We start from the raw sequence: 16,517 nt of genomic DNA on the forward strand, positions 1-16,517 counted from the left end.
ACCGCAATTATTTTCCAATACAAAACTGCCCAAATATCGCATCAAGCACATCTTCAACTCCAACCAGACCTGTAATACGGCCCAGAGCACGCATAGCAAGCCGAATTTCTTCACCCCGCAGCTCCGGCCACTGCTGCTCAAGCGCTGCAGCCAGATTCTGCTGTGCCTCCTGTACACCAGCACGATGCCGGGCACGCGTCAGCAACGGGGCGCTCCCTGGCAGGCGGGCTGTCAGGCTTTCAACCTTACGCTCCAGAACATGCCGCAGGGCCTTCAACCCCTCTCCTGTTTTCAGGCTGACGGGGATCACTTCATGCCCATGAACCTCTGAGGGAACCGGGAACAGATCAGCTTTATTCCCTATCAGTATGGCATCAGGAAAAACCTCTTCTGGTATAGTCGCTCCGGGGAACATCTGCAAAACACAATCTGCATGTTTCACGTGAAACAGTGCCCGCCTGACCCCTTCAGCCTCAATAATATCCTCAGTTTCACGCAAACCAGCTGTATCGATAAAAGTCACGCGCACACCTGCCAGTGTGCCCCCAACCTCAATTGCATCGCGCGTTGTGCCCTCTACTGAAGAAACAATCGCCGCATCGCGTTCAGCCAGCCAGTTAAGCAGGCTGGATTTGCCTGCATTAGGTGGCCCGGCAATAGCAAACACGACACCCCGACGAATACGCTCCCCTTTTTCACCATCCTGCAAATGGCTTTGCATTTCTGCAATCAGGTTACTGATCTCATCTGTTAATTTCTGCTCTGTTTCCTGTGGCAGATTCTCATCAGGAAAATCAATAAGCGCTTCCTGATAAGCCAGAATGTATTTCAGACGTTCGCGCCAGTTCTGATACAATTTGCTCAAAGCACCATCTGACTGCGCCAGAGCCAGTTTACGCTGACTTTCTGTTTCAGCGGCTATAAGGTCAGCAATCCCCTCCGCCTCGACCAGATCCATCCGTCCGTTAGTAAACGCTCTGCGTGTAAATTCACCCGGCTCGGCAGGTCTTGCACCACTCTGCACAAGGGCTTCAGCTACCGCACTGATAATAGCAGGCCCGGCATGAAGATGAAGCTCAAACCCATCCTCCCCGGTATAACTCTCCGGGCCAGGAAACCAGATTACAACAGCTTCATCGAGCAGGTTATCCTTCACAGCGCTGTCACGCCAGACACGCCGCAACACAGCGCGCCTGGGTGCCGGCAACGTGCCGCATAACTGCTGAAGCAAAACAGCACTCCCTGCCCCGCTGACACGCATAACCGCTATAGCTGCACGCTCAAGCCCTGTAGACAGAGCAAAAATGGTTTCGTTATGCTGATAAGCCATATTTTGCTTCATCCTCTTCTACAGGCCCGTCACTGCACCGTTCATCTATTCCGGAGGCCAAAAAAGCAACATAAAATCTGACCAGGCGGTATAAGATACCCAATAAATACTCTGCCTTACAGGCCTCGCTCCGTCTTACACAGGATATCTCTGATGCCTCAGCTCTCTCTTCACTCCCCCCTTGGGCCACTCACCCTCACTGAGGAGGATGGTAAGCTTATCTCTCTCGACTGGGGGTGGGGTCGTGACCAGACTGAAAACCCACAGCTCTGCGAAGCACGTGACTGGCTTGATCAGTGGTTTGATGACCCGAAAACAGCAAAGCCCTTCCCTTTGCCTCTGGAACCTTTTGGCACCGTCTATCAGAAGAAAATATGGGCTGCATTATGTGATATCCCGGTCGGAACAGTCATAACCTATAAAGAACTGGCAGAGCGTGCCGGTGGTAGCCCGCGCTCTGCCGGACAGGCCGTGGGGCGCAACCCCATTCCTATTCTTATTCCCTGCCATCGTATCGTTAGTTCAACGCATCCAGGAGGCTATTCAGGGGATGGTGGCATTGATGATAAACTCTGGCTCCTGGAACTTGAAGAGGCCACCCTCCCCTTTGCTAAAAAATAAAATCTCTCTTTAGCGTGGCACACAGCTCTCCGTCATTGAGTTGAAAACGCGCCCTGCACTGCACCTTACAACATCTGATGGGGCAGCATAAGCCGGAGGCGCATAGGTTGAGGCCGCGGGCGCAGGGCTGCCCGCATAATAATCCGGCGTCGCGTAGTAGCTCTGATCAGCATAATAAGAGCTGTCTGCCACCGGCATAGCAGATGCCGCGACCAGCCCGCCGGCAACCAGCCCTACAGCGGAACCGACAAGAAACGGCGTTTGCCAGCCCCAGCCCCAACCCCAGCCGGGGCCACCCCAGCCCCAGCCAGGACCAACCCAGCTCCAGCCATAACCACCACCCCAGCCAGGGCCTCCCCACCGTGGACCGCCCCAGCCGGGACCACCCCATCGAGGACCACCCCAGCCAGGGCCGGGGCCTCCCCACCGGGGACCACCACCGTGAAAACCTCCACCAGGACCACCGCCGTGAAAACCTCCACCAGGGCCACCACCGTGAAAGCCTCCGCCAGGGCCACCACCGTGAAAGCCTCCGCCAGGGCCACCACCTGGATGTGCAGAAGCACAAACCAGCGGCATAGCAGACGATGTCAGCAACACCAGAGAGGCCATTATATTTTTAAAAATGACTTTTTTACCCATGTCCTGCTCCTGTTCGTCTGCCATGGAAAACCATATTTTTCAGAAATAAGAAGGCAATCTCATGGCGCTGATAAGGCGGGTTACCTTCACCCCGTTCCCCCGCAAAAACTCTAAAACGCATTGACAACATCATTTATTGCGTACTAGCCAGGAGGAGATGGACTCTGCGGGTCTTCTCCTGTGCAGACCATATTTCTGAGTGTCTGCTCTGCTCAGAAAAACGTCAATCCAAAGGCAACTGCTTCATGACGCACACCGCACCAGAGAAGATGCTGGCAGCCTGTTTTTCACGTAACGTCACAACAGCTGGCCGGCAGACTATTGTGCAGGGAGACTGCCTGAAACAGATTAAACGCCTGCCCGATGCCTGTGCTGATATCATCATTACCTCACCGCCTTATAATATTGGCCTGAGCTACAACTCATATGATGACACAATGCCCCGCCTTCAATACCTTAAATGGCTGGCACGACTGAGCGAGCAGCTTGATCGTATTTTAAAAGAAGATGGATCGTTTTTTCTCAATGTCGGCGGCACCGGTGCAGATCCGTGGCTTACCCACGAAATTGCCTCAGCTTTCAGGCATGAGTTTATTCTGCAAAATAACATTATATGGGTAAAGTCGATCAGCATTGATGAAGAAAGTTTTGGCCATTTTAAACCAATTAACAGCCCACGCTTTCTCAACAATAATTATGAGCATATTTTTCATTTTACAAAAACAGGCACAAATACAATAGACCGCCTGGCAGTTGGCGTGCCTTTTAAAGATAAATCTAACATTTCCCGCTGGGGTCATACGCGCGATAAACGCTGCGCAGGGAATGTGTGGCACATCCCTTACAAAACAGTCCTCTCAAAAACACAGAAATTTAATCACCCGGCAAGTTTCCCTGAAGAATTACCCATACGCTGCATGAAACTGCACGGAGGGGACAATCTTACCGTTATTGATCCCTTCCTGGGGTCTGGCACGACACTTGCCGCAGCTGAACAGCTGGGCCACTACGGCACAGGTTTTGAGATTGATGCTGATTATATTGAAACCTGCGTTGCGCGCATAAACACAATAGCAGAGAGCCGGAGGGCTGGTATGCCGGTCAGAAAACTCAGCCGGCGCCAGCAAATCATACAAAAAAATAGCAGGGGATAATTTTACCCCCTGCTCTGCTGGCTACACGCCTTTAATCAGGCAACTCTTACCTGAATATGATGCTTTTTGCCTGACGAGAGGCGAATTGCGCCATCAACTGTATCCTGATGCGTAATCAGCTGATTTTCATCTTTCACAGCAACCATGTTAACCCGTGCACCACCACCGCGAATTAAGCGGCGGGCTTCACCGTTGGTTTTAACAAGACCAGATTCAGCAAGCAGGCGGAAAACAGGAATACCCTCTGCCAGATCAGCTTCAGAGACCGTGTAGACGGGCAGATCATCTGCAACAAGCTGACCCTCCTCAAAAGTCTTACGTGCGGCCTCAGCCGCAGCCTCGGCAGCCTCACGGCCATGGCACAATGCTGTTGCCTCTGTTGCCAGAATTTTCTTGGCTTCGTTAATGTCTGCGCCCTCAAACGCAGCCAGACGCTCACACTCATCCAGAGGCAGTTCGGTAAAGAGGCGCAGAAAGCGACCTGTGTCAGCATCTTCCACATTACGCCAGAACTGCCAGTAATCGAACACCGGTAAACGCGCCTCTGACAGCCAGACGGCACCGTTCGCTGTTTTACCCATTTTAGCACCGGAGGACGTGGTCAGGAGCGGTGTTGTTAGCCCCATGACCTGCGTCTGGTCTGTACGACGCACCAGATCAACACCTGAGACAATATTACCCCACTGGTCTGATCCGCCAAGCTGCAGGGTCACACCATGACGACGGTTGAGTTCACGGAAATCATATGACTGAAGGATCGAGTAATTAAACTCAAGGAAAGTCAGCCCCTGATCGCGGTCGAGACGATTTTTAACTGAGTCAAATGCGAGCATACGATTAATCGAGAAATGCACTCCGACATCACGTAGCAGGTCGATATAAGCCAGCTTATCAAGCCAGTCTGCATTATTGACCAGCCTGACATCAGACGTATTTTCACCAAAGCGAAGAAACTGCCGCAGACACCCCTCAATACCGGCAAGATTGGACTGAATGATGTCCTCTGTCATCAGTCTGCGTGCTTCTTCACGGAAAGACGGATCACCAATACGGGCTGTACCACCACCCACCAGCGCCACAGGCCTGTGGCCATGTTTTTGCAGCAAACGCAGCATCATAATCTGAATAAGGCTGCCCACATGCAGGCTGTCAGCTGTGGGGTCAAACCCTATATACGCAGCCACAGGCCCCTTTGCCATGGCTTCATCAAGTGCCTGCGGGTCTGTGCACTGGAAAATAAAACCCCGAGCCGAAGCTTCCTGCATAAAAGAGCTGCTATAGCCGTTCTCAACCATTGTCTTACCTTATTCTGTCGCGCTGCATCATGCTGATATTAACAAACCATGCCCTGGCCAGGCCTATGGCTGTGTCAGTTATCAGGCTGTACCACCTACTGTAAGCCCCGTCATTTTCAGGGTTGGCTGCCCTACACCTACAGGAACCCCCTGCCCGGCTTTTCCACAGACACCAATACCAGGATCAAGCGCCATATCACTGCCGATCATAGAAACCTGTCTCATAGCCTCAGCACCGCTGCCAATCAGTGTTGCCCCCTTAACGGGTGCAGTTACTTTACCATCTTCGATCAGATATGCCTCAGATGCTGAGAAAACAAATTTTCCTGACGTTATATCAACCTGCCCGCCACCAAAATGAACGGCATACAGACCACGCTTCACCGAACGGATCATGTCATCAACTGAAGCCTGGCCTGGCATCATAATCGTATTGGTCATACGTGGCAGAGGCACATATGCATAAGACTGACGACGACCGTTACCCGTCGGAGCCATATTCATGAGACGGGCATTCTGACGGTCCTGGAGGTAGCCTGTGAGAATCCCATCCTCGATAAGCACCGTGCGGCCGGCTGGTGTGCCCTCATCGTCGATAGTCAGGCTGCCGCGCCGGTCAGGAAGTGAACCATCATCAATAACTGTAACACCGGGAGCTGCAATCTGCTTACCCATCATGCCGGCGAAAGCGGATGTACCTTTACGGTTAAAATCACCTTCAAGACCATGGCCCACAGCTTCATGCAGCAAAATGCCAGGCCAGCCAGCACCAAGAACAACCTCCATCTCTCCGGCCGGAGCCGGACGCGCATCAAGAGCGACCAGCGCCTGCCTCAGAGCTTCGTCCGCAGCAGACTGCCATGTTTCAGCCTCCAGCAGGCGATTGATCTCATAACGCCCTCCCAGACCATGGCTACCACTTTCACGTTTGCCATTCTGCTCTGCGACAACAGAAACATTCAGCCGCACCAGCGGGCGTAAATCAGCCACACGTGAACCATCAGCACGTATAATCTGCACGGCCTGCCATTCACCTGACAATGAGACCATAACCTGCACTACGCGGCTATCCTTACCACGGGCATAGGCATCAATCTGTGACAAAAGCCCTGAGCGGGCTGCAAAATCACTCTCACCTAGCGGATTAGCGTCGGTATAGAGGCGTGTATTGGTTGAGCGTGGAGGCAGGGTCATAACCCCTGACCGCCCTGTCCTGACCGCAGATACCGTTTCAGCTGCCCGTTTCAGTGCTGTCTTACTCAGGTCATCTGAGTGAGCAAAACCGGTTTCCTCCCCCAGAACAGAGCGTAAACCAAAGCCACAACTGGTATTAAAAGACGCTGAGCGGATCACTCCGTCATCAAGCGAAATGCTTTCACTTTCACGATACTCAAGAAACAATTCACCATCATCCATACCATCCAGGGCAGAATGAGTCAGACTTTCGGCCTCATTCTGTGCCAGAAGGGCCTCCGGACGCCTGAAAAACAGATCATCTGTAACAGCAAGAGCTCCGGGGCTTGAAGAATGAGACGACATGATTAACACTCCTGAATAAGGATCGTAACGACACACTGTAAAGCATCACTGATTACGAAAAAATATAGCGCGTGCAGGGGGAACATTAAACCCTTCCAAACTCTGCCCGTTTTACTCCAGGATGTGCATACTCTCTTCACCATAACTCTGATGCCGCGAAGAGACACTTTATTGCCGGGAAGACAACAGACTATGAGCATATCGCACCATAAAAAAAGCCTTATAAGTTATTCCGCTCTGTCAGCCACAGGCTCTGTGTGCATCACCCTTCTGGCAATATTAAATTCTCCCGTTATGGCAGCACCCACAGAGACGCCCTCTGCCCCGGCTACGGCGATAGAACATGCAGCCCTTCCCTCTGAACCTCCCGCAGCAGCACCTGCAACTGTTGAACAGACTACAGGGGCTGAGGCCCCCGCTCCGGAAACGGCAATTCAGCATGCTGCATTATCTGCACCTGCCGGGCTTTCAGCCATATCTGACGAAGTTAAAGAAAGCACAACTGAGACACAGACAGCTGCGGCAGATACAACAACAGCACAGCCGTCACTGCCCTTACCTTCGCCCCAGGCGACTGCAACACCCATTATTTCTCCGATGGTTGTACCGCAGGATTTAAGACCGCCTTCGGTCTCACTCGGAGATCTTTTTGTTGCGATACATCGTGCCAAAATCTATACAGATCCAAAATCTGCCTCTGATGCGACACCAGACCAGTCTCCTGACTCTCTGGTTGCTTTGTGGAAACAGGAAAAAGATAAACCCGGTTTTGACCTGAAAACATTCGTAACAAAACATTTTACTATGCCCGTGTTACGAACAGCATCCTATTCTCGAAAACCTGATGAAAATGTAAGAGATTATATAAGTGGAATGTGGGATGTTTTAACCCGCAAAGCAGATCAGCCTGTTGCCTGGTCATCCTTACTCTCTTTGCCAAATGATTATATTGTTCCCGGAGGGCGTTTTTCGGAATGTTATTACTGGGACACATATTTTACAATGATAGGTCTTTATGAAGATCAGCATATCGACCTGATGCGTAACATGGTAAAAAATATTGCCTCTCTCATTGATCGTTATGGCTTTATGCCTAACGGTAATCGTACATATTATATGGGCCGGTCACAGCCTCCGTTTTTCTCGGTTATGCTTGATCTTCTGGCAAGTCATGACGGACAAATAACATACACCACTTTCCTTCCGGCATTGCGACGTGAATATGACTACTGGACGAAAGGAATGGCTGACCTGAAACCCGGCAGCGCATCTCATCATGTTGTAAAACTTGATGATGGAAGCATTATGTTTCGCCCATGGGACGATATGGATACCCCCCGGGATGAAAGCTATATTCAGGATATTGAAACAGCCGAAAAAACAAAGCGTGATAAAGCTGACCTGTGGCGAAATCTGAGAGCCGGTGCTGAAACAGGCTGGGATTATTCATCCCGCTGGCTGGCAGATGGCAAAACACTTTCAACCATTCAGGCAACATCACTGGTCATTATAGAATATAACTGCCTTATGGTACATCTTGAGCAAACTCTTGCTCATGCCTACGCCCTTAAAAACAATAAGGAAGAAGAAGCATTTTTCACAAGACAGGCTGTTGAGCTTACCAATGCTATTAACACGTATTTATGGAATGCTCAGAAAGGTGCTTATTTTGATTATAACTGGCAGACAAAAAAACAAAGCGATATTTTATCTGTTGCAACAACCGTGCCTCTCTTTTTTCATCTGGCGTCACAAAAGCAAGCTGATGCCGTTGCAGAAACAATTGAAAAACACCTTCTGAAAAAAGGAGGTTTAACACAAACAGATCGTGAAACAGGACAACAGTGGGACTATCCTAATGGCTGGGCTCCTAATGAGTGGATGAGTATTAAGGGGCTTGAACAATATGGTCATAGTAAACTGGCAGAAGAAATTGCACGGCGCTGGATGGAACGTGTTATTGGAACATATGAGAAAAGTGGTGTTCTGCTCGAAAAATATGATGTTGTATCTGAACAAATAAACCCTAAAGGTGGTGCCGGAGGCGGAGAATACCCGATGCAGATTGGGTTTGGCTGGACAAATGGTACACTTCTGGGACTTATGAACCGCTACCCGCAAAAAATGCGTAATATTCTTGATAAAAATCCATTAGCAGACCAGCCGGATCAGCAGCCTTTGCCTCCGGTTGATGCCTGGAACGCTAAAGGGCCGGAAATTTCTATTACCGAAAAATCACCTGTTAAAGGTATGCCTCTGTCTGCTCTGCATACTGAACCATCCCCCCAGGTCGTAAACCCACCACCACCGCAGGAAAGAGTGAACTCTAAAGACCCTTCTCCTTAATGGAGAAGGTATTAAAAACAATATTATATACCGGGAAGTTCATTAACTGTTACAACACGCCAGCCTTCATCAAGACGTTCGAGAATAGTCACAGACAAATTCTGAATTGAAAAATGTAAGGCTGTTTCTATATGAACAGACAATGCATGTGACAGAGCAGCACGAATAGCTCCGCCATGACTGACCGCAATAATGTTTTGTCCCGCATACTGGTGCGAAAGGCGATCAAGAGCGCGACCTGCACGGGCAGTCACCTCGACCATACTCTCACCACCAGGGGGGGACTCAGTCGCTGAAACAGGCCAGAACGGATGTGGCGGCATATGCAGATAAGCCGTGACATCACTGTGAGGCATTCCCTGCCACTCTCCAAGATTTTGTTCAATAAAGCCTGGTTCAACGTCTGCATGCGCCGGACCATAGCCTGCATCCCATATCGCTTCAGCTGTTTTTCTGGTGCGTGAAAGAGGCGTAACCAGCCAGTGTGCCTCCCTCGGCAGGCGTGCTGCGAGAGCTTCATACATCGGACGCTGCGCAATGAGTGTGTCCGGGCATAATGGCACATCAAGGGTGCCATAAAGGTTCATACGCGCATTCTGTTCAACCAGTGCATGCCTGATAAACCAGAAGCGCGTAATCCCCGAAGCCAGCTGGGGGGTATCAAGGAAATTTCCCTGATTAAACTGAGCGGGAGCTGATACATTTTTTTTCAAGGTTATACCACCATAGTGCTATTAGCCCTGATTATGTAGCAAGCCCCCTCTCAGCAGGCAAAGTAATAAAACGATTAAATACCATCAACGGCCTGACGACCAATAGCCGGGTCATCAGTAAAGAAACCATCAAGCCCCATATCGAGATAACGGCGCATTTCAGCAACTGAACCAGGAATATTGCGCGCTGTATCCCCGTCATTGTTACGGAGCTGAAGGGGCAGACAAATATTCTCTGGGCGGCAGGTGTAGGCATGCACCAGTAAACCTGCTGCATGTGCATCATCAATCAGGGTTGTTGGCTTTTGCCATGCACCGTGAGCATCACGCGGGATCAGATCAGTGAGAGACGGACCAATTACGTCAGCATACGTTCTGACATGCTTAAGGCCTTCTGGTGTCATCAGCTGCCCAAAAGTGGTTTTATCGCCTTTAGCCAGCAAATCAGGTGGTATCTGATTACGTTCACCCATCAGAAACATTACTCTGGCCTGAGGGTTAATCTCTTTTACAGCCTTATTGAGTTTATGCAGGTTACCTGTTTCAAAAGACTGCACTTCAAGTGGTGCCTGACGTGTATAATCATGTGCCGCAATCACTTCAAGAAATCTGGTTTCAGGATCAAGCCCCAGAGCATGAAAATGCGTTGAATTTTTTACTTCAGGAATAATACCAATAATCCGTCCGCGCGCTGCAGATTCAGCTGCAACAAAATCAATCATTTCCTCAAAAGTAGGAATATCAAAGCGCCCGTTATAACGAGTATTATGAGGGCGTAATTGCGGCAAACGCTCACGTGCACGAAGAGTTTTTAATTCAGCCAGAGTAAAGTCGGTCGTAAACCATCCGTTTTCCTCTCTGCCATCAATCACCATTGTCCGGCGTCGGTTTGCAAACTCTGGCCGGCTCGCAACATCACTGGTTTCTACAATATTACTTTCATGACGGCAAACCAGAACACCATCTTTTGTCGGCACAAGATCAGGCTCAACAAAATCAGCTCCATCTGCAATCGCTTTTGCATATGAACCCAGCGTATGCTCAGGCCTTTGTGCTGAACAGCCACGATGCGCAAAAACCAGAGGCTTTGGTGCTAAAGACGGAGTGGCCTGAGCTGAACTGGCTTTAAAACCTCTGGCAATGACAGGCATTGCCAGAGTAGCGCACAGTAAGGAACGACGTGAAAAAGAAACCATAGCCACGCCCTCTCAGAATGTGCTGCTAATTGTAAGGAAATACATGCGTGGTGCAATCGGGAAAGCCGTATACTGGCCAGACGCATTGTTTGCGTTGATTGTTGACCACCCTTTTTCATTCGTCAGGTTCGTAACATTTCCCTGAATGCGCAGATTACGCACATGAGGAATACCTGTAATATTATAACCCGCGTTCAGGCTAAACAATGCATAAGCTGATGCATGAAGATCGTTTGTAAACGTTGTATAACGCTTACCGACAACATCCCCCACAAACTGCGCATCGAAATTACCCCAGTGGGTCGAAGCCACAAATTTTTCAGTCCAGTTAGGCACGTCAGCAACATTTCTGCCAGCCGTATGCACCACGGTCGAACCGGTTATATAATTATCGTTATAAACAGACTTATTATAAGAAAGAGCGTTATAGAATGAGAAATGGTTACCAAACTGGGCGGTGAACGAGAAATCCATACCGTCGGTGGTTACTGACCCCACGTTTGTCAGGGTTGTAGCACTTCCTACGATAGAAGACAGAGTTTGTGTTGATGCTACTGCCAGCAAACGGTTTGAGAAATGAACATGATAATATTCAAGCTGACCACTGATGTTTGTCAGAGGACCAAAATGCACACGTCGGTTAGTACGCAGGCCTGTTTCATACGTCCATGATGATTCAGCTTTACCATGACGTTTGAAGTCTTCAAATGCCTCCTGGCTGGTTACACCCCAGGGTGTTGCATTACCATAACCAGCAGCCTGGAATGATCTTACGTTTTCCTGAATATTAGCAAACCACTGCTCATGTTTTGTAATATTCCACAATGCACCAAATGAGGGCAGGAAAGGTTTAACTGTTGAAATTGTACCGCCAGGAACTGTTATCGCTGTTTTAGGTGACAATGAACCCGGGATAGCAGAAACAGGCAGCGTACCATTGGTATAAACCAGCTCAGATTTAAATCCGGCATTTAACAGGAAATTTTTAGTAACCTGCCAGTTATCCTGCAAATGTGTGGTCCAGGTATTTGTATAAAAATTGTTGGTATATTGTTTAATTAACGGATTATGCTGACGGTCATAAGGTGTCGTGGGGTCAGATGCGCTAAATGGATACCAGCGACGGGCCTGCGTGTTGTTATTGCGCTCATACCAGCCACCCAGTTCGATATGATGATGACCAAGCTTATAACTCAGATTGCTGATAACGCCGCCACGATTGTCCCAGTACTCTGTTGTTCTGGTCGCAATACCAGAACCACCAAATACTGTTTTCAGATCCTGTCCCGGAAAATATGAAGAAAACATTGCAGGCAGACCAGCAGCGCTGATCGGCCCTGCGACCACACCTTCACCAAGATCATGATGATAGTAAAAACTCGTGTCCCATTTTAAATTTTCACTGAAATCATGGTGCCATTTTGTATACATCAGGAAGTCTTCACGCTGTGCCGCAGAATAATAGTTGCGGTAGTTCAGACCTGCCTGTTTATACTCTGATGAATTATAATACTGTAATGCCTGATTAAGATTAGGATACATAAAAGGACGCACATAAAGTGAGCCACCATTAGGCATCACAATGCCGTCTTCATTAGGCTCAACTTTATTGGACCAGTCGAAAAACACAGTGACTTTGTTTTTCTTATCTTCATGCACAAACTTGGCGTTAACCTGGTTACCACCCTGATGACCGGCAAAGTCCCACGCACGGGCGTCCTGACGGGCCCAGGATACATATGCTGAGTTACCATTGCCAAAGTCACCGGTATCAATACGGGCAAATGTACGAAATGTAGACCAGCTGCCAAAAGTCTGATTCAGCTGACCACCCGCACGGTGCAGAGGGTCCTGTGTGGTAAACTCAAGTGTTCCGCCCAGATTACTGGTTGAAGCCGTACCAAGCGCACCAGCCCCTGTCGCCACAGAAGCAGAGCCTATATTTTCACTAATCGCTGCACGCTGAGGTGAAAGGCCGTTATAGTTACCATAAGACTGATCACCCAGCGGAATACCATCAAGTGTAAAACCCAGCTGGCTCTGATTAAACCCATGCACGAACAGAGACATATTCTGTTCGTTATTACCCCATGGATCGGCATTGTTAAAAACCACACCAGGAAGAATTTGCAACGCCTTCAGCGGGTTAATCCCTGGTAAAATACGCTGCATTTCTGTGTGCCCGACCGTCTGCTCAGAGCGTGTATGGCGACCTGTCGCAATAATCTGTTCAGATCCACCTGAAGCCACCTGTGTAGCACGACGCCTGGCCTGGCGATGAGGCGCCCCGGCCACCAGAGGCATGGCTGCTGCTGGTTTTACCTGAGCCTGCGAACGGTTATGTGTCGTATGCGTTGCATGTACATGACGAGTATTACCCGCAGCGTGTGCGACTGATAGTGCCAGTGGCGAGCAAAACAGCCATAGCGCAGCACGATGGAGAGACGGCGATGAAGATAAACGCATTGAAAAAGCTAAGCCTTGCAGGAAATGAAACCTGCCTCATTCATAAAAATGAAAAGCTACAAATAAGAGTTATAGTTTTATGACAACGCCTCAGAACAGGCACTTTGTGTTAAAATAAACACAATTAAGGAGAAAAATGTTTTTTCTATTGTTTCAGTTTTATGACAATAAAAAACATTACTATTAAACAATGAATGCAATGTATAACAGATCACAATAAAATTAGTTTATTATTTTATGTGATATTATTATTTTTAAAGGATTGAAAAACTGGTGGAGCCAATCGGGATCGAACCGACGACCTCTTGAATGCCATTCAAGCGCTCTCCCAACTGAGCTATGGCCCCGTGCAGTCATAAAGCTCTCACATTTGGGAATGGAGAGTTGATGACTGTCAGTTACAGGGAGTTGTAGTCGTTTGCAAGCCCCTTTTTTCAGGAAAAGATGACTTCTCTTTCACGTAGCGCCTGTAACAGCGGTAAGAGAGGCAGCCCAAGTATAGAAAAAAAATCGCCATCTATCTTTTCAAACAATTGCAGACCTGGCCCCTCCAGCCGATAAGCCCCAACCGAATGCAGGCAATGCTCCCCTTCTGTCTCCAGGTAAGCATCGAGAAATGCATCAGAAAAAAAACGCATCCTCAGATGAGACTGAGTAACATGCTGCCAGGTCACAGCGCCATCCATATATAAAGCTACAGCAGTATGCAGCGTATGCGTTCTGCCTCTCAGTGCTTTAAGCTGGTCACGCGCCTCAGCCAGCCCTGCAGGTTTATCATAACAGTCTCCCTCACATGACAGCATCTGGTCCGCACCAATTATACATCCTTCATGCAAGGCCGCGACCGCTGTGGCTTTTGCTTCAGCCAGAGACAACGCAACAGCCGAGGGGGAAAGGCCCTGCTTCATCCCCTCAAGCTTGAGAATATCCTCATCGACCTGCGCTGTATGTACACAAAAGGAGAGCCCAGCCTGCGTCAGAAGTTGTTTTCGGGCTGAAGACCCGCTGCCTAAAATCAGCCTGGCAGGTTCGTTATGCTCAGGAGTCGATGCTGAATGTGAAAATATCATAGAAACGAGTCCCTTATCGGTATGACGTGAAATCTGAGCTGTGTATAAAAAGTTGATAGCTGGGGTACGTGTGGATTGTACGGTCTTCCTTTCTTCATTGTACCGAGTACCGTGAATAACAACCAGGAGTCATAAACCGGTGAATTGTACACAGCCCTTCTGTGGAGAATTCTGGATAACTTCAAAAAATGGCTATTTCCCAGTTACATAAAACTTGTACACACTGTGGGAAAGATGGGGTACATTTTTGGAATAGTGGGTACCCCATCATCCACAGTACCCTATAAACTCCACAAAAATTTCTTTTCTTTTTTATATTAAGGGAGGCCATGGACAGAGATGAAAAAGATGTGCAGGACTGCTGGACATGAATAACGAACCTCAAATCCCTTCGACGAAACGTTTGCTCAGAACCTTAAATGGTGAAGCACTCTGGCCCCCTCCTGTCTGGCTTATGCGGCAGGCAGGCAGGTTTTTACCTGAATTTCGTGCAGAACGTGCTAAGGCCGATTTTCTGACACGGTGTATGACACCTGATATAGCAACAGAATTAACGCTTCAGCCTATCCGTCGATTTGGAATGGATGGAGCTATTCTGTTCTCTGACATTCTGATTCTGCCATGGGCTATGGGTCAGTCACTTGAATTTGTAGAAAGCAAAGGTCCTCTTCTTTCTCCCATACGCTCAGAAGCAGATTTTAAGCGTCTTGATCGTCAGCGTATCGCAGATGTAACAGCTCCTGTTCTTGAAACACTTGGTCGGCTGAATAAAATTTTTAACGGCACAGACACAGTTGGTGTTGCAAAACCAGGTTCAACAACTCTGCTGGGCTTTACGGGCGCTCCTTTCACAGTTGCATGTTATATGGTTGAAGGAAAAGGCTCGCGGGATTTTGCAACTGTGCGAAAAATGGCTTTTTCTGAAACAGCTCTTTTTGATCGCTTAATTGCATTACTCACTGAAACAACCACAGAGTATCTCAGTGCGCAGATTACAGCCGGAGCTGAGGCTGTCATGTTGTTTGATTCATGGGCCGGTCTTTTACCACCTTCAGAATTCAGGCGATATGTCATTGAGCCAACCCGTCAGATTGTAGCATCGCTCAAAGCCCGTCACCCTGGTGTTCGTATAGTTGGTTTTCCACGCCTTGGCGGCATTATGGTGCCCGAATATGCTGAAAAAACAGGAGTGGATGTTGTCGCTCTTGATACGGGGACTGATCTGAAAAAAATCCTGCCACTTCTGCCTCCTTCCGTCGGTGTGCAGGGCAATCTTGACCCGATTGCTGTTCTTGCTGGTGGTGAGGCGATGAAGCGTGAAGCTTTATACGTCAGGGAAGCCGCTAAAGGGCGGGCTCATGTTTTCAATCTTGGGCATGGTGTTTTACCTCAGACACCAGTTGAGCATGTGCAGGAACTGATCAGAACAATCAGAGAAGAGCCATAATAATGCAAACATCTTCAGTGCTGTCTTCTGAAGGCAAACTTAAACTTATTATTTTCGACTGTGATGGTGTTCTGGTCGACAGTGAGACAATTTGCTGTCAGGTCAGTGCTGAAGAGGCCCGTCTGGCTGGTATGGAGGCACCTGAAGAAAAAGCCGTTGAGCAGTTTTCAGGTATGGCATTGTCTCTTATTCAGCAAAAAATAGAGAAACATACAGGAAAAAATCTTGGCCATGACTGGATCAGTAAAATGCAGAAGCGTTTTATTGAGGCTATGGCAGATCACCTTGAACCAGTTGATGGTGTTTATGACATGCTTAAGAGAGTTGAAAAACTCTCTGTTCCTGTAAGGGTCGGTTCAAATTCATCAGCTCTTGAGATGGATCTGAAATTTAAAAAACTGAATATGACACCTTATTTTCAGGATCGTATTCATTCTGCACAGGATATGGGAAAACCAAAGCCTGCACCAGATGTTTACATTAAAGCTGCATCAGATGAAGGCGTAAAACCTGAAAATTGTATCGTGCTTGAAGATAGTGATACAGGTGCCCGTGCCGCAGTGAATGCAGGTATGATGTGTGTTTTGCTTCGCGCGCCAGGTCTGCCCGTTCCTGACTGGCCAGGCCTTAACGTTATCCATCATCTTTCAGAATTTTCTGATCTTATAGAAAATACTATAAATATTCAGAAAGAATGA

At 48.5% G+C, this 16,517-nt stretch carries 13 protein-coding genes and 1 tRNA gene; 5 read left to right on the forward strand and 9 right to left on the reverse strand.

Translation table 11 applies throughout. From position 1 onward, the window contains the following. Positions 1–7: 7 nt before the first annotated feature. Positions 8–1,330: a tRNA uridine-5-carboxymethylaminomethyl(34) synthesis GTPase MnmE gene (gene mnmE / locus HK25_RS06090; RefSeq protein WP_086635632.1), complete on the reverse strand. Its 1,323-nt coding sequence runs from the start codon at positions 1,328–1,330 to the stop codon at positions 8–10. Between the two features lie 153 nt (positions 1,331–1,483). Between mnmE and HK25_RS06095 the strand changes: the two genes are divergently transcribed. Further along, a complete protein-coding gene (locus HK25_RS06095; RefSeq protein ID WP_086553730.1) occupies positions 1,484–1,951 on the forward strand; it encodes a methylated-DNA--[protein]-cysteine S-methyltransferase in 468 nt (155 codons plus the stop codon). Positions 1,952–1,960: 9 nt separating this feature from the next. Here the strand turns inward: HK25_RS06095 and HK25_RS06100 are convergent, their stop codons facing one another. Beyond that, the gene (locus HK25_RS06100) at positions 1,961–2,617 is read right to left on the reverse strand and encodes a hypothetical protein (RefSeq protein ID WP_233127724.1); all 657 of its coding nucleotides are present in this window, start codon (positions 2,615–2,617) and stop codon (positions 1,961–1,963) included. 221 nt (positions 2,618–2,838) lie between these two features. On the opposite strand from HK25_RS06100, the gene HK25_RS06105 reads away from it, so the two are divergent. After that, the gene (locus tag HK25_RS06105; RefSeq protein ID WP_233127719.1) at positions 2,839–3,747 is read left to right on the forward strand and encodes a site-specific DNA-methyltransferase; all 909 of its coding nucleotides are present in this window, start codon (positions 2,839–2,841) and stop codon (positions 3,745–3,747) included. A gap of 35 nt (positions 3,748–3,782) precedes the next feature. On the opposite strand, the gene tyrS is transcribed toward HK25_RS06105, so the two are convergent. Together tyrS and tldD are read right to left on the reverse strand one after the other, a co-directional pair. Beyond that, entirely contained in the window at positions 3,783–5,042 is a 1,260-nt protein-coding gene (gene tyrS, locus HK25_RS06110) for a tyrosine--tRNA ligase (protein ID WP_086635634.1), read from the reverse strand. Between the two features lie 81 nt (positions 5,043–5,123). Continuing rightward, entirely contained in the window at positions 5,124–6,581 is a 1,458-nt protein-coding gene (gene tldD, locus HK25_RS06115; RefSeq protein ID WP_086635635.1) for a metalloprotease TldD, read from the reverse strand. 192 nt (positions 6,582–6,773) lie between these two features. Here tldD and treF point away from each other — a divergent pair, with 192 nt between their 5' ends. Next, positions 6,774–8,927 carry an alpha,alpha-trehalase TreF gene (gene treF / locus HK25_RS06120; protein WP_233127720.1) on the forward strand — a complete coding sequence of 718 codons (2,154 nt, stop codon included), beginning with the start codon at positions 6,774–6,776 and terminating at the stop codon, positions 8,925–8,927. Between the two features lie 23 nt (positions 8,928–8,950). On the opposite strand, the gene HK25_RS06125 is transcribed toward treF, so the two are convergent. The 5 genes from HK25_RS06125 to HK25_RS06145 form a co-directional block, all read right to left on the reverse strand. Then, on the reverse strand, positions 8,951–9,640 hold the full coding sequence (locus tag HK25_RS06125) for a histidine phosphatase family protein (protein WP_086635636.1): 690 nt from the start codon (positions 9,638–9,640) through the stop codon (positions 8,951–8,953). A gap of 74 nt (positions 9,641–9,714) precedes the next feature. Then, entirely contained in the window at positions 9,715–10,836 is a 1,122-nt protein-coding gene (locus HK25_RS06130; RefSeq protein WP_086553735.1) for a glycerophosphodiester phosphodiesterase, read from the reverse strand. A gap of 12 nt (positions 10,837–10,848) precedes the next feature. Continuing rightward, entirely contained in the window at positions 10,849–13,302 is a 2,454-nt protein-coding gene (locus tag HK25_RS06135; protein WP_086635637.1) for a TonB-dependent receptor, read from the reverse strand. A gap of 271 nt (positions 13,303–13,573) precedes the next feature. Beyond that, positions 13,574–13,649 (reverse strand) — tRNA-Ala (locus HK25_RS06140). A gap of 87 nt (positions 13,650–13,736) precedes the next feature. Beyond that, entirely contained in the window at positions 13,737–14,372 is a 636-nt protein-coding gene (locus tag HK25_RS06145) for a nucleoside triphosphate pyrophosphatase (RefSeq protein ID WP_086553737.1), read from the reverse strand. Positions 14,373–14,739: 367 nt separating this feature from the next. On the opposite strand from HK25_RS06145, the gene hemE reads away from it, so the two are divergent. After that, positions 14,740–15,819: a uroporphyrinogen decarboxylase gene (hemE, locus tag HK25_RS06150; protein WP_086635638.1), complete on the forward strand. Its 1,080-nt coding sequence runs from the start codon at positions 14,740–14,742 to the stop codon at positions 15,817–15,819. Beyond that, the gene (locus tag HK25_RS06155; RefSeq protein ID WP_369824736.1) at positions 15,816–16,517 is read left to right on the forward strand and encodes an HAD family phosphatase; all 702 of its coding nucleotides are present in this window, start codon (positions 15,816–15,818) and stop codon (positions 16,515–16,517) included. Before hemE ends, HK25_RS06155 begins: the two co-directional genes overlap by 4 nt.

It is taken from the genome of Acetobacter sp. DsW_059, assembly GCF_002153695.1.
Classification (GTDB): domain Bacteria; phylum Pseudomonadota; class Alphaproteobacteria; order Acetobacterales; family Acetobacteraceae; genus Acetobacter; species Acetobacter thailandicus.